This window comes from Carboxylicivirga marina (genome assembly GCF_016612505.1).
GTDB classification, from domain to species: domain Bacteria; phylum Bacteroidota; class Bacteroidia; order Bacteroidales; family Marinilabiliaceae; genus Carboxylicivirga; species Carboxylicivirga marina.
In genome coordinates, this window is sequence record NZ_JAENRR010000074.1 from 1 (window position 1) to 20,263 (window position 20,263).

At 38.1% G+C, this 20,263-nt stretch carries 15 protein-coding genes; 6 read left to right on the top strand and 9 right to left on the bottom strand.

The features are described 5' to 3' along the window. The first annotated feature begins 115 nt into the window (after positions 1 to 115). Entirely contained in the window at positions 116 to 361 is a 246-nt protein-coding gene (locus JIV24_RS19400; protein WP_200466742.1) for a VOC family protein, read from the top strand. Positions 362 to 385: 24 nt separating this feature from the next. On the opposite strand, the gene JIV24_RS19405 is transcribed toward JIV24_RS19400, so the two are convergent. Together JIV24_RS19405 and JIV24_RS19410 are read right to left on the bottom strand one after the other, a co-directional pair. Then, positions 386 to 1,672: a metallophosphoesterase gene (locus JIV24_RS19405; protein WP_200466743.1), complete on the bottom strand. Its 1,287-nt coding sequence runs from the start codon at positions 1,670 to 1,672 to the stop codon at positions 386 to 388. A gap of 158 nt (positions 1,673 to 1,830) precedes the next feature. Beyond that, complete coding sequence (locus JIV24_RS19410; protein WP_200466744.1) at positions 1,831 to 4,818, bottom strand: TolB family protein; 2,988 nt, start codon at positions 4,816 to 4,818, stop codon at positions 1,831 to 1,833. A 191-nt stretch (positions 4,819 to 5,009) separates the two neighbouring features. Between JIV24_RS19410 and JIV24_RS19415 the strand changes: the two genes are divergently transcribed. Next, a complete protein-coding gene (locus JIV24_RS19415) occupies positions 5,010 to 5,336 on the top strand; it encodes a hypothetical protein (protein ID WP_200466745.1) in 327 nt (108 codons plus the stop codon). A gap of 495 nt (positions 5,337 to 5,831) precedes the next feature. Continuing rightward, the gene (locus JIV24_RS19420; protein WP_200466746.1) at positions 5,832 to 6,881 is read left to right on the top strand and encodes a nucleoid-associated protein; all 1,050 of its coding nucleotides are present in this window, start codon (positions 5,832 to 5,834) and stop codon (positions 6,879 to 6,881) included. 265 nt (positions 6,882 to 7,146) lie between these two features. Here the strand turns inward: JIV24_RS19420 and JIV24_RS19425 are convergent, their stop codons facing one another. Together JIV24_RS19425 and JIV24_RS19430 are read right to left on the bottom strand one after the other, a co-directional pair. Then, positions 7,147 to 7,902 carry a creatininase family protein gene (locus tag JIV24_RS19425; RefSeq protein ID WP_200466747.1) on the bottom strand — a complete coding sequence of 252 codons (756 nt, stop codon included), beginning with the start codon at positions 7,900 to 7,902 and terminating at the stop codon, positions 7,147 to 7,149. Between the two features lie 52 nt (positions 7,903 to 7,954). Then, complete coding sequence (locus JIV24_RS19430) at positions 7,955 to 10,372, bottom strand: alpha/beta hydrolase family protein (protein WP_200466748.1); 2,418 nt, start codon at positions 10,370 to 10,372, stop codon at positions 7,955 to 7,957. Positions 10,373 to 10,549: 177 nt separating this feature from the next. Here JIV24_RS19430 and JIV24_RS19435 point away from each other — a divergent pair, with 177 nt between their 5' ends. Continuing rightward, positions 10,550 to 10,759, top strand: a complete 210-nt coding sequence (locus tag JIV24_RS19435) for a DUF3820 family protein (RefSeq protein ID WP_200466749.1) — start codon at positions 10,550 to 10,552, stop codon at positions 10,757 to 10,759. A 47-nt stretch (positions 10,760 to 10,806) separates the two neighbouring features. On the opposite strand, the gene JIV24_RS19440 is transcribed toward JIV24_RS19435, so the two are convergent. Next, positions 10,807 to 11,706 (bottom strand): DUF3078 domain-containing protein, encoded by a 900-nt coding sequence (locus JIV24_RS19440; RefSeq protein WP_200466750.1) that lies wholly within the window; start codon positions 11,704 to 11,706, stop codon positions 10,807 to 10,809. A gap of 58 nt (positions 11,707 to 11,764) precedes the next feature. Continuing rightward, positions 11,765 to 12,592 carry a mechanosensitive ion channel family protein gene (locus JIV24_RS19445; RefSeq protein ID WP_200466751.1) on the bottom strand — a complete coding sequence of 276 codons (828 nt, stop codon included), beginning with the start codon at positions 12,590 to 12,592 and terminating at the stop codon, positions 11,765 to 11,767. A 147-nt stretch (positions 12,593 to 12,739) separates the two neighbouring features. Here JIV24_RS19445 and JIV24_RS19450 point away from each other — a divergent pair, with 147 nt between their 5' ends. Next, positions 12,740 to 13,351 carry an HAD family hydrolase gene (locus JIV24_RS19450; RefSeq protein ID WP_200466752.1) on the top strand — a complete coding sequence of 204 codons (612 nt, stop codon included), beginning with the start codon at positions 12,740 to 12,742 and terminating at the stop codon, positions 13,349 to 13,351. Between the two features lie 14 nt (positions 13,352 to 13,365). Beyond that, positions 13,366 to 13,983 (top strand): trimeric intracellular cation channel family protein, encoded by a 618-nt coding sequence (locus JIV24_RS19455; protein ID WP_200466753.1) that lies wholly within the window; start codon positions 13,366 to 13,368, stop codon positions 13,981 to 13,983. An 85-nt stretch (positions 13,984 to 14,068) separates the two neighbouring features. On the opposite strand, the gene JIV24_RS19460 is transcribed toward JIV24_RS19455, so the two are convergent. From JIV24_RS19460 to JIV24_RS19470, 3 genes are all read right to left on the bottom strand, one after another. Further along, positions 14,069 to 16,072, bottom strand: coding sequence for an AAA family ATPase (locus JIV24_RS19460; protein ID WP_200466754.1), 2,004 nt, complete (start codon positions 16,070 to 16,072; stop codon positions 14,069 to 14,071). Next, positions 16,073 to 18,130, bottom strand: a complete 2,058-nt coding sequence (locus JIV24_RS19465; RefSeq protein WP_200466755.1) for a tetratricopeptide repeat protein — start codon at positions 18,128 to 18,130, stop codon at positions 16,073 to 16,075. It lies immediately after the preceding gene. 213 nt (positions 18,131 to 18,343) lie between these two features. Beyond that, positions 18,344 to 20,056, bottom strand: a complete 1,713-nt coding sequence (locus JIV24_RS19470) for a M23 family metallopeptidase (RefSeq protein ID WP_200466756.1) — start codon at positions 20,054 to 20,056, stop codon at positions 18,344 to 18,346. Positions 20,057 to 20,263: the final 207 nt, after the last annotated feature.

A 20,263-nucleotide genomic window follows, 5' to 3' on the forward strand; every position in this document is an offset into this window, starting at 1 on the left:
CTTTTTATTGAAAATATGGATACAAAACTTCAAAGTTTTATCATAACAAACTATACGTCATTGCGGAGGCCTATACGATAAACCTGAAAAGAAAGCATATGCCCAGTGGAGTCCCATGGAAGAGGAAACAAAGTATTTTGATCCATCGGACAAGCCGTTTATGGTTAATTTCAGAGTGGAGAATATTGAAGCTCTAGTAGAAGAGTTAAAGCAAGAAGGCGTTTCGGTATGTGATGAGATAGAGACCTATGAGTATGGGAAATTTGTACACATTCTCGATCCTGAAAACAATAAAATTGAGTTATGGGAACCTGTTGATTCAATCTTTACAAAGATGTATGACGGAGAAACGACAAAGTAACTGTTTTAATAACGTAGCAGTGCTTTACATAGGTTCGCTGCTGATAGGGCCTCGTGTTAATTCAATTATAGTAATTTCAGGCGGCATCCCAACGCGTGCAGGCATTCCTAAATAACCCAAACCTCTATTGACATACAGGTACTTATTGCCTTCATTGTATAGTCCTGCCCAACGACGAAATTTGTACTTGGCCGGGCTCCATTGGAAATTTCTGAACTCTATGCCAAACTGCATGCCATGCGTGTGTCCCGATAAGGTTAAATCGTAATTGTAATCAGTCTTAACTTCTGCATCCCAATGGTCAGGGTCGTGTGATAAAAGTAATTTAAAAGGAATGTCGTCAGTGCCTTTCGAAGCTTCTTTTAAATCGCCATATTGAGGAAATGGAGGATGTCCCCAGTTCTCAACTCCGGTAACTGCAATTTTATCACCGTTTATTTCTAAAGTCTGATTTTGATTGTTTAATAATTTAAAACCTAATCGGCCGTGGGCGGCTTTTATCTTATTTAAGTTATCATCTTTATCTTGAGGTGTTGGCCATTTTGAGTAATCGCCATAATCGTGGTTGCCCAATATCGAGAACTTACCAATACTTGCCTTTAATTTCGAAAACACCTTTTCCCATCCAATGGTTTCCTCATAGAAATTATTGACCAGGTCACCTGTAAAACAAATTAAGTCGGGATGCTCATCGTTTATGAGTCGTACCGCTTCTTCCATTTCTTTGTAATTGGAATTTAGGCTACCCAGGTGTAAATCAGATATTTGTACAATCTTAATTCCATCAAAGGCTTCTGGTAAGTTCGGAAACGATAATTTACTATAGCGCTTGCTAAATGCAAAACGCCCTTTTATCACACCAAATAGAAGAGATATAAAGGGTGCCGAAGCCACTACTATACCTACCTGACTTAAAAACTTCTTTCTTGAGATGCTCGGGTAACGGCCCTCATTCATCTTTTTAATTTTACCATTACTCTCAAACTTACGTTTAACTTTAATGGCTTTATGCGTGAGTTTGTAGGCCAGGTAATAAAAGAATTTTGGTAGGTAAATGGCCAGATAACTAACCAATAGCCATTGAAATACGACATAAGTAAAGGCCTGATTGGTTGTTTTTATTATCGCAAAAATGGTTGAAAAGGATAATATAAAGAAGGTTGGAATGCTGTAAAACCAAAATGTTCCGAACGGAAAGGAAAAGTGATTGTAACGCTTATCGTCATCAGAATGAATTAAGCGATGCAATAAAAAGTCAATTATTATCGTAAAAATCACAAACCCCACAAATGCTCCCAAACTATATTTCATTCGTAATTCTTTCGTTACTACTAAGCTTGTCTCCTGGTCCCGGTTTTTTATTACGCAAGATTAATGCAAAGGTTCGGTAAGTCAGCTCTTTGTATACAACTTTTAAGATTTTTTACGATAACGTAGCGTGTGTATGATACGTGTTCTCTTAGTTCCTTTTATTTGTTGCCCACAATTATACCCGATAATCCCATCGAAAATAGTACTTCGTGATAATGTTCTTTAGATTCGGGCAGATAAGCATATCGATAACCCAAGCTGATGGGAAAAACAAATCGGAACGGATGTAGTTCGCCCCTTATTTCCGTACCTAAAGAACTAAAATTGTATTTGTTCGTTATCCAATCCTTGGTCTCAGTATATTGCAGTCTTTGGGTTGCTTGCGAAAAATCGTAAAATAAATTTGTAGTGATACGTTTTAAATACACAAGGCCGGGAATGTTAAAATCTGGGCTAAGCAAAGGCATCATGTAGTCGCCTTTAAATGAGTATAAATCATCATTTACAATGCCATTAACACCACGTGGAAAGCGCACATAATCACTAAATATGAGGTGATGATTGTAAGTTTCTCCACTTTTGTGTATCTCACCTTTTTCTTTGAAATGCCAGTCGTTATCAATGCGAATGGCGTGGTGACGTCCAATGCCCGGGAAGTAAAGTCTTGAGTGAATGCCCAATATGCTTCCGTAGTCCCAACCACCAAACGGTGTGTTTCGATAGCTAAGCTCGAGTACTTGTCCCCATCGGCTAGCAACATCGCGTTGTGTTGAACGTAATAAATTATAGGCGAAAAAGCTGTAGTTCGTTGATTTGATATCAATGCCTTCATAGGTTATGGTTTCGCTATAATCGATGACGTATTCCTCATTTTCTTTAATAGGTATTCCATTTTCATCCAGTTTAAAATAATTACGCTCATAATTAAAATCCTCAGATTTTTGATAGCTTATTCCTGCTGAAGGTTGTATGCTTCTAATATATTTACCTCTGCTATAGTTTAAAGGTAATTTCATTTTAAAATCTACAAGATAATGATTGGGTTTAGCATCGATTACATTTTCGTACCAATTTGTTTCATTGGTGTAGCTGCCTTCTATTGTTTCATTACCAGCCTTTAATTCCAAATCAAATACCGGCCACCATGCCTGGTAAGATAATTTAAGGTTAAACTTTTCGCGCGAATATTGTTGGTCAGCATTGTATCCGGCAGTAATAAAGGTTGTGCCCAGCAGGTTTTGTGACATAATGCTGGCTCCTGGGGTTATCGTAGCTTCATTAACATTGACAAATGCAGGTGCCCAGCTATGAAAGTTAAATAAGTTCCATTTTGAGTATTTTTTTGCCTGATACCCTTTGGTTGATACATCCTTTAAATTTGGCAAACCTTTTTCATCTTCTTGTAGTTTGTTAATGTAAGGTTCAATCGGTAAGGGTTTTATCTTCCAGGGCATTGTTTGAATGTTCCTTATTTCTTTTGAAACAAGCATGTAGCCATCAGATGTATAGTTTTGGTAAATTAATTGATTGTCAGATAGGGTTGTGTAAGCTGCACCAAACTGCGATTCGGTGACCTTCTCCAGGTTATTTCCATTGATGTTAACGCGATAAATATTCTCAATACCACTATAAGAGCCTGCAAAATAGATATGTTCATCGATGAATTTAGGAAAGCGGATTTCTATACAATCGGGCTTTGTAATCTCACTCCACTCGTCGGTTTTAGGCGAAAGGGTAACGATTTGTTTACCAGCTTTCGTTAATAACACCATGGTTACTGCTTCACCATTCAAATCCCATGATGGTGATAAAGGGTAGGCGTTGTCAGGTATGGCAATCTCTTTAATAAGCGTACCATCATTAACATTTAAAAGATGAATACTATGCTGGTTGCTGAGTGAGGTGTGCGTTACCGCTATCGTTTTACCATCAGAAGAAATCGCCGGTGCTTTATATCGACTGTTATAGCTTAATTTCTTTTGTTTGCCCGTAGTGAGGTCAAATAGTCTGATTACAGAGAATATCTGATTCTCCCAGCGCGGATGTTGCTCCAGCTCTGTCCAAACGATCTTGTTGTCAGCATAAGAAAAGGGTTCGCGAGCTCTGCTGCCGGTGATTAGAATTTTCTCCTCTTCTTTAGTTTTGGTATTTATCTTTACAAAGTGATTGAGCTCACCTACGCCATTTACTTCTGCAATGATATGTGTATCATCTATAGCTGTTGGATATCGGTAGTTTTTATACCGTGTATCTCGTTGTGTAATGTTACTCTGTTTTGTCAATGAAAGGGAGTCGTTGGTGTCTAACCAACGCTGATGCCAATCCTTAAAAACTTCGTTGTATAATGGCACTTTATTTTTACCGGTTACTTGTTTAATACCCCTGTTAAATGGCGTGATTGACCAGGGTTTACGTGCTGCTTCATCAAGGGCACGTTCCCAAACATTGGATCCGAATGAATGGCGTGCGCCAGCTGTTAACAGATACCCCATGTTGTAATGATTCGGCACATAATCTTTGTAGGAGCCAAAGTAGGCTTTGTCGTAATGGTAGATTTGTTTCTCAATAACTTGCGCACGTATTTCTTGTTCAATCGATGGACGTCGGCCACGACCGCTTTCGCTTAATGTGGTTTCAGTCAGAACAGCATCACCCTCTAAAAACCACAGTGGTGCATACAATCCTAAAACAGCACCAATAGCTTGCTGACCAAATGGAATTGTTAAAATCTTAGTGAAACCTTTATTGAGCTTGTCAATTTGAACCACATGTCTGAATTCATGTATTGCCAGTTGTTCGAGCCAATCCTGAGCAAACATATCCTGATGCGGGGTAGGGTATATCTCCATACGCTTGGGGGCCCATGAAACAAAACCATTCGAATAGGCCGAATGAGCGTGCATAATAACCTTAATGGGTTTGGGTGTGTGTGCCAGTGTGTGTCCGCCATATTCGTATAATGAATCCAGCATGGCAATAAAGCGTTTCGCCTCAGCTTCTATTTCTTCAGGGTAAACGACTTTAAAAACGTCGGAGTTAACTTGTTGCCATTTAATATTAGCTGGGTCGGCACCTGAACTATAATACTGGGCTTGTAATGTGAATATAAAAGAACTTAATATTATTGAAAGATATATTTGCTTCATCATTTGAACTTTGGCTTATAAAAGTAAAAAGATTTATTGGAAACGATTTAAAACGCAGGGTATTGAAGTAAATAAAGAATTATTTATCTATTTAGAATGAAGATAAATTGATGATTATCTGAATTCTACACTTTACTTCATTAGCTTGATATTGTAATTTGTAGTGTACCTAAACTAAAAGGAGGATTACGATGTCACAAGTCAGTTTTACGTTTACCGTTTTATTAGATGAGAATGAATTTATTCGCGTAGGCGATCATTTGTACACCACACGTTGTTCGTTACAGCGTGAAGAACCAAAGATACATATGATTGAAAAGTGTTGCCTGGAAGTACTAAGGGAATTTGAAGGGCAATTGACACAGCCTATGGTAGAAGAGTGGTTATTGCTTTCAAAAGCTTTAGATCAGTCATGTAGTTTTGAAAGTAAGTGGGACGATAAGAAAATATTACAAGAATTGATTGCCGGGGCTGAGCACTCGGTATCATGGTATGCTAACAACTGTAGAGTTAGCTAAGATTAACTTCTCATGGATGGTAGCAGCTGCATTAACCAGGTTAATGCAGCTGTTTTTTTATGAGCAATTGATAATGGTGTATAAACAATAAACCAATATTATCCTAATTATTATTACCAATTGGGCTTTCAGCCCAAACCCGACTTAAAACTGAAACGATTAAGAATATTCAATTCTTTATCGTTACGATGTTCTTGATGACAAAACCTAAGGAAAAAGCATCAAGACTGCACCTGCTTCACTCATAAAACTATAGTTCTTTGACTGAAATCGTTTAAACTCGCTTCGCTCACACAGAAAACGATTTTTAAGTGTCAAACAACCTTGTTTAATGGCTCACCAGATGAGGCCCTTTCGTAACAAGTCGTTTCGAGGAATGGAATAAAACGTTTAGGACGCTATTAACAATAAAGCAAATAATAAAGAATACGATTGAGGGAAAAATGTTATTTTCGTAAGCCGAATTTTTGGCGATGAAAATAAAATTTAAATGAGATGATTGATTTTACACAAACGACCATTCAAAATATAGTAGTTCACCAGATTGGATGTAGGGCAGAAGCCGAAGAATTAAGGTTCTCGAAGGGAGAGTTACAATTACACGATGATGAAATGGTGATTGATGTGTTAAAGCAATATTTTTTTAAACCATTTAAAACTGAAGCGTATTTTAATTTTCATCATAAAGATGGCATTGATAAAAACCTAATGTTTGGTTTGGTTGATGGTATATTTAGTAGTCCTGCCCAATTTTACGATAACTCAATTGCCATTGCCAATCATTTATACGAACAGTCGAATCATCCTAAAATTAAAGGCGGAGAGTTCTACATGGTGCTGTTTAATAACTGTGTGGTTGATGGTGAGATTGTTGATGCCTTAGGTATATTCAAATCAGAAAATAAGGATACCTTCTTGAAAGTGATGCTGAAGGATAACAATTTTGAATTAGGTGCTCAGGAAGGGATTAATATTAAAAAGCTTGATAAAGGCTGTTTGGTATTTAATACCGAAAAAGATATGGGCTATAAAATTTGTTCAGTAGATAATATTAATAAAGGTAATGAAGCACATTTTTGGAAAGATGATTTTCTTGGTTTAAAACCACGGGAAGACAACTACTACTTTACCAATAACTATTTGCAGATGTGTAAAGGGTTTGTGGGCGAGGTGTTTAATGAGGAAAATGATGTGGAGCGTCCTGACCAGGTAGACATGCTGAATCGTTCAATGGAGTACTTTAATAAGCATGCCGCTTTTGACGAAAAAGAATTTGAGAAAGAAGTGATTCGCCAACCAGAAGTTGTAGATGCTTTTCAGGATTACAAAAGCTTTTTTGAATCAGAAAAGAGTATGCCACTTCAAGATGGATTTGACATTTCAAAGGATGCTGTTAAATCAGAGAAAAAGCATTTTAAATCCGTGCTGAAGCTTGATAAAAATTTCCATGTTTATGTGCATGGCAAACGCCAGTACATGGAAAAGGGATTTGATAATGAACGAGGGTTGAAATTCTATAAGCTCTTTTTTGAGTATGAGGAATAATACCAATATTACATTGAAGTGAGCCTTGTTTTTTCGTTCTTTTTCACCTATGCTTCGTTGAAAAATATCGCCGTAGCTAAGGCTATGCCTCAATTTTTCGCCTTGCCTAAGCAAAAGATATTCGAAAAAATTAAAGCTCATTCCAAAATAAAATTGGTATAAAACGATACTGGATGTATGATTGATGAGTTATGATGGTGAACCTGGAGTCGGATATTCTATAATAATCTTCAACTCTAACATCATTAAACCAAAATCATCAATCTTATCGGTAGCTGTAAAAATCATCCAAAGGTGTTTTGGCTAGCTCAACTAAAAACTGACTGATCACCTGGCATAAATCATTGAAAAAGCGTTCGCCTTTTTCGGCAGAGGATTTGGATGGGTTTCCCACGCCAGTATCATTGCTTATTTTAGTCCATTCACGCTCTGCCCAGGCCCAATTTTGATTGAGTCCATTCACTTTAAACAATTTACACTGACCATTACCAGCTTCTGATAAGGGGCGAACTAGTTCTGGGTATAAGTACATCATCAAGCTGGTTTCTACTTCATCGGCATGGTCGCCTGGTTGAGTAAAGTATTTGGTGGCATCCAATGCCTGAAACCAATTACAGCATACTATTTTCTTATTTGGAAATTGTAAGCCTAACTCGCGAATTATTGTTTTAAAGTCATTGCCGCCATGTCCGTTGAAAATCAGTAGTTTGTTACATTGCATAAATACAGATGTAGCCACATCCTTAATAATGGCATGTTGGGTGCTTGGCAACATATTAATAACAAATGGTATATCGGTTTGCCCGGTGTTAACACCATACGAAATCTCAGGCAGGACTAGAACATTAACACCTTTGTTATTGGCTAATTGAGCAGCCTGATTAATGATAACACCATTTTGAAAGTTATCAGTGCCATATGGTAAATGGTAATTGTGAGCCTCGGTGGCTCCCCATGGTAATATAGCTAAATCAAATTGCTGTTTTTTTACATCCTGAAGGTTGAGTTTCGAAAGTTGCATGCTGAATGTTTTTAAATTAAGAGCTGCCGTTTTGCAGCAGCTCTTAAGGTATCTACTTCTTATTCTTTACGTATTTGTCAAGCCATTGGTCTTGTTCCCAAAGCATATGTAATACTGACTCGCGTGCCCGGTATCCGTGACTCTCCGACGGTAATAGTACCAGACGAACAGTTGCGCCAAGTCCTTTTAAAGCGTTAAAGTAACGTTCGCTTTGCATGGTGTATGTGCCTGAATTATTGTCTTCTACGCCATGAATAAGTAATAACGGGTGTTTCATTTTGTGTGAATTCATAAACGGCGACATGGTATTGTAAATACCAGGTGCTTCCCAGTAGTTACGTTCTTCACTCTGAAAACCAAACGGTGTTAATGTACGGTTATAAGCACCACTACGTGCAATTCCTGCAGCAAATAAATCAGAATGAGTAAGTAGGTTAGCTGTCATAAAAGCTCCATATGAATGACCGCCTACAGCTACACGCGCAGGATCGATATATCCTTTGTTATCAAGGAAGTCGATCGCGGCTTTGGCGTTGGCCACCAGTTGTGGGACAAAAGTATCGTTAGGTTCTTCATCTCCTTCGCCCACAATTGGGAAGGCAGCATCATCAAGCACGGCGTAGCCTTTCATAACCCAATAAACAGGTGACCCATACCATGGATAAATAAACTCGTTAGCTGAACTTGTGACCTGACCTGCGCTTTGTTTATCTTTATATTCAGTTGGATATGCCCACATGATAAGTGGCAGGCGCTCTTTGCTATTTAGGTCATATCCGGCTGGCAGATACAAAGAGCCAGAGAGTGGTAAGCCATCTTCGCGAGTGTACTTAACTAACTCTTTATAAACACCCGATAAGCTTTTAAATGGATTTTCAAACTGAGTAACCGGACGAGGTGCTTTACGCGACTTAATATTTCTCAGGTAATAATTCGGATAGTCAGTTGGCGATTGAATCCTTGTTATGACTTTTCCCTTTCTGATGTCAATAATTTTAGAAAAGGTTTCAAGCTTATTCTTATTATCAGCTTGATATAAGCGCACCGTTTTTTTCGTTGAAAGATTCATCTTATCGATAAATGGCTTTTGCCCTTCTTTTGAATATCCATCACCCTTGAGATAAACATTACCTTTATCAATTACCAAAACGTTTCGCTTGTATTCATTACGCTCTGTGATAAAATCACCTGGGTCACTATAGCGATCCTGGTAGTTACGATCGTTCAAAACTTCTGGTTCCTGCGATGCGTCAGAAGGATTAAATAAGTAGGTCTTTGTATTTCGAGTATTCCACCAATAGTCGTAGGCCATAGCTGTATTGTCATTACCCCATGTAATGCCAGAAAAGCGATTAATGGATTTAAATATAGATTTGGCTTCGCCATCAAATGGAGCTGGCCATTCAAATACTTCATCGCGGTAGTCTGCTTTTACTTCCGGATCTCCTTTGTCAAGAACTTCGGCCCAATATAAAGTCGAAGGTTTATCGGAACGCCAGCTAATGTTACGTTTGCCAAGTCGCTCTGACATAAAACCTTTAGGTAATTCTTCAATGAGTGGTACATTTTCTATGGTTTTCAGTTTCTTACCACTCTTGTCCATTAAAGCATATTCAGTTGGGAAACGCCTGTATGGTACCAGGTACGAGAAAGGCTGGCTCACAATTGAAACAATTGCGTAATTGCCATCAGGAGAAAAGTTAATGTTTCGGTAAATGGCTTTAGGTGCCCAGTCATTAACAGTACCATCAACTGAAATGATTTTTAGCTCTGACTCAGCCAGTTTGATAAAGTTTTCTTCATCGACTTTATCCTTTAACAAATCCTGATAAGTACGGTTTTGTGCTTTTTGACCTTCGTTTACCGATACAATCGGGCCGCTAGGAATAGCATCTGTTTTATCTACTAATGCGGCTCGATTTTTAGGTATCATCTTTACAAGCAGCTCCTTGTTATTTTTCATCCACTTTATTGGACTGCCAAGGTTACCATTTAATGTGGGTTCACTTAATTTATTGGCTAAGCCTGACTCTATATCGATGAACCAAAGCTCAGTACCTTTGCTAACAGTATTTGTAAAGGCCATTCGACTTTGATCGGGCGACCACGAAAAATTCGATAATCGTGCTTCTTGAGGCATCCCTTTTATCTCAACAATATCGCCTTTCGCTTTAAGGAGTTTAACATTGTTGTAAAACCTCGTGCGCGATGAAATATTTGTGATTGGGTTGGTCCGAATACCAGCCAATTTTATCTCTTTTTCAGATAATTCGTCAATGCTTTTGTATTGATTACGGTATAAAAGTAAAATGATTGAACCGTCATCATTAATAACAGTACCAGGAGGCATTGGTACATCGGCTAACTTCATTATTTCTTCAGAAGGTTCTTGATAGGTGAGATCAACTTGTGCTGTTGAGGTAATGAATGAAGCAACCAGTAAGGTTGCCAGCAATGTGATATGTTTCATACATTTAGGTTTAAAAAGTATCAGTAATGATACGCAGATTAATTAAGTTGTTAATAAGCTTTTAAGGTAATAGTAAATACTATACTATGCAACATAATGCATGAAAAGTAAGGCAGTAGTATGCTTTTTATTGCTAACTCAATTTTAAAAGTATACTTTCGCTGGCAAAGTAAATGTATGAACCCGGAATTATTAGAATTATTAACGAGTATGCGCATGCCTTTTGGAAAGTATAAAGGACGAATTCTTTGTGACTTGCCTGAACCATATTTGGTTTGGTATCATAACAAAGGTTTCCCGGAAGGAAAATTGGGAATGCTGTTACATACATTGTATGAGATAAAATTGAATGGTTTGGAGTATTTATTAAAACCATTGCGCAAATAAAAGCCCCGATTACAAGGTAATCAGGGCTTCTTTCCGATTAGTAAAAGTTACCGTCCGAACTTGTAGCTTATTCCGAAGCCAAAGAGTTGTTTAAATTGGGCACGAGCCCCTTCTGTTTCTCCAGCTTCATTTATATATTTTATATCATCGTCGTATATGAGGTTAAATGATGCTATTGCACTTAGGAAATCATTGACTTTCATGTTGAAGGCCAATTCCCAGTCGACGTCTACATTTTTAGCATTCTGAATCCCGTTAAGGTTAGAGAATAAATCTAAACGCGTATTAATGTCAACATTCTTTATGAGATTGCTTTTTTTGGCCAATACTTTGATGGATGCACCATACTCCTCACGTGTGTTTTCGCCTGGTTCAACGCCAAATGCGCCATCTCCAGAAAGTTTATCATCCAAAACAAATGTTGTTTTATTTGTTAATGGCGACATATAAAGCGAGAAGTTATCGTTGGGTTTGTAGTCGATACCTATTGAAAAATTAAGGTAAGCCGGCGACATAAACTCAGATAGTTTAAGTGTGTTTTCAGGTGGATCGTTATAACCAACGTCAAATTGTGTCTTAAAATCCAACAAAGCCGTATAAAACCAGTGTTTTTGTTCACCAATTCCGTATCCCAGCTTAGATGTGAAGTACAACTTATCTTCTGTTTTTATCATGTTGTCGCTACCTTGTTTGGTAAGGCCATAACCTAAATCAAACAGGTTTTCCCAGTTAACACGTTCTTTACTGTAATTAAAATGCATATTGAGTAAAAAAGTACCAGCCATTGAGTTTTTACCTCCGGCAGCCCAGTTGGTTAATGAAACCTGACTAAAGGTAAACGACGGGGTACCGCCAATTGTCCAGTGCTTAATGGTATCACTTTCTGCTGTTTGTCCTGTTGCTGTTATTGCTTTAAACAGTAAACAAACAATTAAAACTTTCTTCATAAATTAATTAATAAAATTAGATGCTCTGTTGATCAACAGAATAATATTAGGTTAATATTTACTTTTCGTTGTACATGTGTACATCGCGCTGTGGGTATGGGATGGTGATACCTTGTTTGTCAAACTCTTTCTTCACAAACTCCATCATGTAAAAGTACACAGTCCAGTAATCTGAAGTTTTGGACCACAAGCGTGTTACTAAATTTACCGAACTGTCACCATGTTCAAGCACAGCCACAAAAATTTCGGAATCTTTCATAATTAGCTCATTCTTTTCGGCAACAGCTTTAATGATATCACGAGCTTTATCAATATCATCATCGTAACCAATACCAAATACAAAATCAACTCGCCTGGTTGGTTCTTTTGTATAGTTGGTTAAGGCTCCTGTTGAGAGGCCTCCATTAGGTATTATAACCACCTTGTTGTCCAAAGTAGTTAAAATGGTATTGAATATTTGAATTTCTTTAACAATCCCGTCGTGCCCTTGTGCTTCGATGTAATCACCAACTTTAAACGGTTTAAGAATTAATAGGATAACGCCACCGGCAAAATTCTGCAAAGTACCTGAGAGTGCCATGCCAACTGCCAAACCTGCCGCACCCAAAATCGCGATAAACGAAGTCATTTCGACGCCCAGGTAGGTTATAACGCTAATGAAAAGTAAAACTTTGAGTGTAACTGATGTCAGACTAACAATAAAGGGTACAAGTGTTTCGTCTATTTTTCGGGCAGTTAAAATACTTTTAAAGCCTTTAACAATCTTATTGACTATCCATAATCCAATAACAGCTATGAGAATGGCTGCAAGAACTTTAAAGCCATTCGTGATTATCCATTCATAAATAGGTTGTAAATCAAACTCTTCAAACCCAAGTTCTTTCATAGTTTAATGAGTTAAGTTTAAAAATAAAAAGTTGCTGGTTAAACATATTAGCATTGCTAATGTTCAGGTAAAGTTATGAATAGTTATATGATAAAAAATAGTTTTTAAATTTTGAATGCTTATTTTCGCGCCACAAAACATGATGCCATGAATAATAATGATAGCTCAACGCAAAACACCATAGTAGTTCCTGAAGGTATTAAAGGACTTATTTTTGATATGGATGGTACATTGGTAAACAGTACACCGGTACATTATGTAGCCTGGTCAGAAGCCTGTGCTCCCTACGGTGTTCAGTTTGATTATGACTTTTTTATCATGCTTACTGGGCGTCCGGTATTAGAGCTAAGTAAGGACTTGATTAAAAGGTATAAACTTGATATTTCGGCAAAGGAGCTGGTTCGGATAAAAGAGGATTTGGTTGAGAAGAACTTGCATAATGTTAAATTGATTAACCCGGTCATTGATGTGATGGATAGATATCAAGGTAAATTGCCGATGGCTGTTGGCACCGGAGCCAGCAGAGAGCGCACGGACTTCTTATTAAAAACTTCTGGTATTATTGACCGATTTGATGCCATTGTAACATCAGACGATGTTAACAACTATAAACCTCACCCCGAAACGTTTTTAAAAGGTGCTGAGGCAATCGGTGTAAAACCTGGTGAATGCCTCGTATTTGAAGATGGTCATTTGGGTATTGATGCTGCTAAAACTGCAGGTATGCATGTGATTGATGTAAAACCATATTACGAATAGATGTTATGCCTTCGATGGATTTAATATTGGTTTTTGACTATGTCGGTACCATGGTGTTTGCCATTAGTGGAACTCTGACTGCGGCTCAAAAGCGTCTTGATTGGTTTGGCGCTATTTTTATTGGTTTTGTAACTGCCATTGGTGGTGGAACCGTCAGGGATATGATGTTGGGGAATCTGCCGGTATCATGGATTCAATCCAACAATTATTTCTTTATCATATTAGCAGGTATATTAATCACTATTATATTTAAAAAAGCCGTTATAAAACTACGAAACACGCTCTTTCTGTTTGATACCATTGGTATAGGCGTGTTCACTGTAATCGGTTTAGAAAAAGCACTTGCCTTTGGTATTTCGGCACCTATTGCTGTTATTATGGGGCTTTCGTCGGCTGTGGTGGGCGGCATTATACGTGATACCTTAACCAATGAGGTACCACTGATATTTCACAAAGAAATATATGCCACAGCTTGTATTACAGGAGCTGTTATATACTTATTACTACACTACTTAAATGTGCCTGATGTTGTATGTAAGGGTGTTACAGTGGCCACTATAATTGGTATTCGCCTATGGGCTGTTAAGTATAATATAACCATGCCGCATATCTCGATGGGAGAGAAGGAGTAACTTTTTGCTGATAAGTATAGAATAGAGGAATTCAGGTTTCGATAGCGCCTTGGGTATTCAGCGTTTTCGGTTGTGTAATGCGTTATTACTCTTCAAAACCCAGATGTTCAGCAATGTTTTTAAATTCGCGTGCTTTATCCATATCGCCAAGTTTTTCACACGCTTCACCCAGGTAGAAATAAGCTTCAGCCTTATCTTTTTTAATACGAGTAGCCTGTAACAGGTCGTTGTAGGCTTTTTCGTACATCTTTAATTCAAGACGTGTGCGTCCGCGATTATACATCACTTTGTATGATTTCTTTTTAAGCTTGAAAGCAGCAGTATAATCTTTATCGGCACTTTTCAAATCACCAGTTTCTACATGTAAGCCAGCTCTACGAACCAAAGCATCAAAAAACTGAGGTTTTAGTTTAAGAGCTTTGTTGAGGTTGGCAATGGCTGATGGTTTATCATTGAATTTAACCATGCATTCATTGGCCATCAGGAAATATTCTCGGGCAAATTCTTCTACACTTTTCTGCTGCCGTTTTATGGCTGAATTAAGCTCCTTTACTTCCTTCTCAAGATGATTGATGCGTGATAACTTCATGGCAATTAAGCGTTGCACCGATTCAACCGAAAGAGCCTCTCGTTTTTCGTTGGCAATGGCAAATGATTTAACAGCATCAAAGAAGTTATTACTGTCAAACTCAAGCATGGCATTTCTGAAAAGATCCTGTGCTTCAGCTTTATTAAGCTCTTTTTCGATAAGAACTTTATTGTTGGCCGCCTTTGAAAAACTGACGACCTCGTTATTAACAATGACGTCTCTTGGTGATATTTTGGTTTTTAGCACAATGCCTTCCAGTGAAATGCAACGCGATAAAGCAACATACAATTGACCACCGGCAAAGGCACCACCCGAAAAATCGAGCATCACTTTATCAAATGTTAATCCCTGACTCTTATGAACGGTAATGGCCCAGGCCAGCTTCAAAGGGTATTGTGAGAATGAACCGAGTTCTTCCTCAATAATACGGTTGTTTTTTTCATCGTATTTGTAACGAATGTTTCGCCAAACTTCCTTTTCTATCAAATGAATTTCTTCATTCTGCAAGCGTACATAAATACCATGTTCATCAATTTCTTCAACTCGCCCGAGGCTCCCGTTGTACCAACGTTTTTCCATGTCGTTTTTAACGAACATGACCTGCGCATTTTCTTTTAATACCAAGTCTTTAAGTGTTGGTAAACCTGACTCTGGAAATTCTCCCGAAATACGCCCGGTAAATTCATGTTCTTCACCCTCGAGTTGTTCGAGTTTACTGTCATTGATATAATCTACCGTATCGCGACGAGTGGCCAGGGTGATAAAAAACTCATCAATTGGGCTTTGGAACGATGGGTTGAAACGTTGATTAATGGCAGCAATGTCGTTATTGCCAGCTTGCTTAAGGCGAATGCGATCCAGCAGATTGACAAAGGTTGAGTCATTTTGTCGATACACTTTCTTAAGCTCTATCTGCACCAGAGGTATTTGACTAAAAACTCTGGCTGAGAAGAAGTAAGGCGAGCGATAAAAGCGTTTGAGTATTTGCCAATCATCTCGTTTAACTACCGGTTCTAACTGGAAAACATCACCAACCATTAATAGCTGCTTGCCACCAAATGGTTGATTCATATTTTTGGTGTAAACACGCAGTACACGATCGATAAAATCTAATACATCGCCCCTTACCATCGATACTTCATCGATGATTAACAAGTCAAGTTCTTTGATGATTTGAGTGTGCGCTTTCCGGTATTTCAGAAAATCAAAGATTCGTCTCTTATGTGTTGATAAGTCTGGATCGTCAGGCAATATGGGGCGAAAAGGCACCTTAAAAAATGAGTGAATTGTTACGCCACCTGCATTAATGGCTGCTATGCCGGTTGGGGCAACCACCACAAATTTTTTGTGGGTATGCTGGCATATGTATCTTAAAAATGTTGATTTACCAGTACCGGCCCTTCCTGTCAGAAAGACTGATGAACTAGTATGCTGAATCAATTTTAAAGCATCTTGAAATTCAGCATTATCTGTGTCGAAATTATCTGGTAATACACTCATTTACTCAACTTCTGCTATGCTTTCTTCACCCGATAGTTCTTCAGAACCGTAGCGTTTAATGACGTTATAAGCTTTATAAATTCCTAGCTCTCCAGCCTGACTCAGGTCGGCAGTACCTTTGGCTTCCTGTTTCAGGTATATTAATGTTAAGCCTCTATTGAAGAAGGCTTCGGCAAACTCAGGGTTTAGCTCGGTAGCACGTGTAAAATCTTCGACACCTTGCAGAAAGTTCTTTTTCAAGCACTGAACAATGGCGCGGTTGTAATAGGCAAACTCAAATTCAGGAGATATCTCAATGACTCTGTTCAGGTCGTTGATAATGAGTTCATAATCCAGGATGTGTGACGCATCTTTATTAAGTGCTTGCTCTGCTGCTTTGCTTTTTGCTTTGATTGGTCCCTGAAGCATGACATTATTAGGCGCTTGCGATTCTTCTTCCAGTGACTTTATCACTTCAACCATTTTGTGCCTGGTATAGGCACGATTAAATAGTGCCACCACATTATCGGGATCCGATTTTAATATTTCATTGTAATCAGCCATGGCATTGCTATAATTCATTACCATGCTGTATAAAACCCCTCTTGTAATTAATATCTCACGATCGGTTTCTTCATCCTGCAATTCTTCAGTAATAGCAGTGATGTCATTTATCATTCTAATATACTTTATGCCTTCAGCCTCAACTTCTCTGTTGGTAATGATTAAGGGCTTTTTATAAAGCTCTTTTCTGTTAAAGCTAACCACCTCTTTTTCATAGTATGATGGACGACTTAATAGTGTGTCGCCAGAATAATAGGTTAAGCCAAACACAGGCTCAAGGTCAATAAAGATGTTTCGGTTTTGTACTTTACCACGGATGTTGTCAAAGCGTTCCTCTTCTTTTTCTTCTTCGCCAAAGTCATCTAAAACAGCTAGTTTGTCGTAGTTTCTAATGTCTTTGTCAGACTTTTTACGCGTTGCCTTTTGCTTTTTCTGCTTCTTAGTATCGTCCTTCTCATCTTTATCAGTACTTGCTGACTGGCTGGCTAAGTCATTCTGATTACGTTTGTCAGCATCTAGTTTAGCGGCTGTCATGTAATCGATTTTTGCACCATTCATATCACCCATATTTTGCTTGGCAATACTTCGGTTGTAGTATGCCGGACCAAAGTTTGGGTAATTGCTTACAATGATGTTAAAATCATTAAGTGCTTGCTTGTTCTGCCCAAGATCAAGATAGAGCAGGGCTCGGTTATATAAAGTGAGTAAGTCATTAGGCTCTAGCGCTAATACGCGTGAGAAGTCTTCAATGGCTCTGTTTTTATCGCCAATCTGCGCACGAAGTATTCCTCTGTTGTTATACGCCAGACTGTTTTTAGGATCTAATTCTATGACTTTGTCAAAATCGCTCATGGTACCTCTTAAATCATCGAGCTGATATCGAATGACTCCCCTGGTCATGTAATAACCTGCAAAATCACTTTTTAATTCAATAACCTTGTCATAATCCTCAAGGGCTTCCTCAAAGCGTTTCATCTGGTAATATAAAATACCTCTTGAGGCAAAACCATCTGATAAGTAGGGATTTAATTTAACCACCTTGCTAAAATCTGCCAATGCACCAATTGAGTCACCGGCATGAGTTTTGGCTGCTCCGCGGCTTAAATATGCACTTAGCATCGATGGTTTGGCTTTTATAATGCGATCAAAATCGAGTATGGCTTCGTCATATTTCTCTAGTACAGAATGACTATTACCTCTATTGATCAGTAGGTTAATGTTTTCCGGTTCAATTTCTAAGCCTTCGGAGTAATCCTTAATAGCATTTTCATGGTTATCCTTTTTACTCATGATAATGCCTCTGACATTATAGGCATCAACCAAAAAAGGATTTTTATTTAAACAGGTGTTAAAGTCAATCTCAGCTCCATTGTAATCTTCTAGATAATACTTGGCTAAGCCCCTGTAAAAGTATGGATCAGATAAATATGGCTTGACTTTGATAACCTTGTTAAAGTATTGAATGGCTAATACATAATCTTCGAAGTACAATGCGTTTTTACCAATTGTGAGCATGCGATCGGTGTTTATTTGCGCACTAACATCGGGTGTAATAAAGCATCTGAGCAATAATATAATGAGGGTAATTTTTTTCAACATATGGTTAATCTGAATAGAACAATGCGAACAAATATACAATAGTTAGTGAGTATGCGACCAAATATGTGTAACAATGTCCATGTAAAATAAGCTTAAAATGCCTGCAGATAAGCAAAAATCGCGCCATCCTTATTTAATAAAATTAAACTCTTTTATCGATTTATTACCGGCGTTATCTTCTACCATTACCTTCAGATTGTGCTTCCCTTTTGAAAGAAATGGCATGTGTTTAAAGGTGCCTGTTAGTCGGTAGTTTTTGGCATCATATTCAAAAAGCGCCCATTGGTCATCAATCAGACATTCATAACTTTTAATGCCACTAAATGTATCGTTAATTATTAGTTGTATGGTTTGTCGTCCGCCATAATGATTGTTTTCGGGTGCTTTGCGTAGTTTGATACTAGGTGCTATGGTATCAACGGCAAGGGTAAAACGTCCAAATCCGCGTGTGCTGACAGACAGGCGGTCGTCTTTCAATTTACCACCAACCGAATAGGTTTTGCTATTACTTGAGATACCAGCAACCAGCAATTTATCGTCATATTTCAGTAAACTATCCGGAATTGGCAGGCTGATTGTCATGGAGCGATGTAGCGGTATGTGTTTATCGCCAATGATATAAACAGGAGCTATCATGCCTTCACGTTCCTCTTTATGGATGAGCATGTTAATGTCAGTATAGAATGTTTTAGCTGATATTTCTAACTGTAATCCCAATGTGTCAATGGCAAACGTTTCATTGTATTTAACAGATATCAGAGAGTTGTCTTTGGCTTTTGCTTGCGTTGGAGGCGCTTCTCCATTTATAGTAAAGGCCAGTACCGAACGGTTCTTACTGAAATCTTCAATCACATATTTAAATATCTTCTTATCGCCTGGTTTTATATCGGCACAGTAGGCATTTTTCGTTTTGTATAAACTCAATCGGTTATTAGGATCAACAAAACTTTTCTGAATGACTTTGCCACTTTTGACTTTTTCGGCATAATCAATGTGAGAGTTGATATAACGTGTTTCTGCAAAACTGAATTTGTCGATTTTAAAAGCATAAACCAATGAATCGTTGACATACAAGTCGATGGTTGAGATACCGCACTTACGCCAGCTATCGGATAAATAGTCGAGTACCTGAACACCAACACCAATTTTACCATGTGCTTTAAAAATGGTTGAGCCTTTGGGGTGAAATGCCCGGTCGTAAAATACAGTTGAACTATAATGGTCTTTTCGTTTTCCGCCAATGGTGGCATCATCTGACAAGCAGTATAGTTTCATGCCCTGAACTTGAGGGCGTACATCATCCATAATGTCATCACGAAAAAAAAGAGGGTTCATCGGTTTTTGACTGGCTTTGTCGCGCACTTCATAGTGTAAGTGAGGACCTCCTGAGCTTCCTGAATTTCCGCTATAGCCAATCACTTCACCTCTTTCAATATCAATCTCTCCCGATTTGAAAAACAGTTCTATGGCAAACGATTTTTGTTCGTATTGCTTGGCTCGAATTAATGAGTCAATGCGTTCAGAATATCGTTCGAGGTGGGCATAAACTGTGGTATAGCCACCATCATGGTCAATGTAAATGGCTTTTCCATAACCATATGGCGATACCTTAATTCGTGATACATAGCCCTTGTCAGATGCATAAATACGATAACCGGTTTTACGATTGGTGGTTAAATCTAATCCCGAGTGAAAGTGATTAGAGCGTAGTTCGCCAAAACTGCCACTAACCGATGGCTTAATCTTCATTGGTTTAACGAATCGCTCAGTATCTGTTTTTTGTGCAACTATAATCTGTTGCACAGCAAGCACCCAAACAAGTAATAAAGCAAATTGCTTCATGTATCCCTCTCCTTAAAATATTAAATAAAATCCATCCAAAAATAACTTTCTGATATCACAAAAACAATCACATTGGAGAATGTTAAACGTTAATTGACGCAACCTGGTTCTTAAAAAACACTCTAATTAGTTAACTGACATTTCCCATGTCTATTAGGCAGCACTTGAAAGCTGCATTTCTATTAGCCTGAAGATTTTGTTGTCTTC